The following is a 672-nucleotide window of genomic DNA, read 5'->3' on the forward strand; positions in this document are numbered from 1 at the left end:
CAGCAGGCGCATCGAGCGATTCAAAAGCGTCTGGGCTATGAGTTCCGCAATATGGAGCTGCTTCAGCAGGCTTTGACCCACCGCAGCTACAATGCCAAACACAATGAGCGTTTTGAATTTGTCGGCGATTCGATTTTGAACTATTCCGTGGCGCGGATGTTGTTTGACGCGTTTCCGAAATTGTCGGAAGGCGAGTTGTCGCGGATGCGTGCGGCTTTGGTGAATGAAGGCGTGTTGGCTGAAATTGCGTTGGAAATGAATGTCGGCGACGGTTTGTATTTGGGTGCCGGCGAGTTGAAGAGCGGCGGTTTCAGACGGCCTTCGATTTTGGCCGACGCGATGGAGGCGATGTTTGCGGCGGTCAGCTTTGACGCGGATTTTTCTGCGGCGGAAAAAGTGGTTCGCCATTTATTTGCGGAACGCGTAAAACGCGCGGATTTGAATATCGGCAAGAAAGACAGTAAAACCGCTTTGCAGGAAGCCTTGCAGGCACGCCGCTTTGCCCTGCCGAAATACCGAATCGAAGAGCAGGCGGAGCAGACGGCTGATGCGATGTTTGTGATTTCCTGTGATTTGGGCGAACTTGGCTTTATCTGCAATGCGCGCGGCAGCAGTCGGAAAGTGGCCGAGCAAAAAGCGGCATGTGAAGCCTTGGAATGGTTGGAACAGAAG

1 protein-coding gene is annotated in these 672 nt (G+C 53.3%); it reads left to right on the plus strand.

Going from position 1 to position 672, the window contains the following annotated elements; all coding sequences use genetic code 11:
* A partial coding sequence (gene rnc / locus ACTHUR_RS14695) for a ribonuclease III (protein ID WP_440399325.1) occupies positions 1–672 on the plus strand: 672 nt, incomplete at both ends.

The organism is Neisseria sp. P0021.S007, assembly GCF_051956855.1.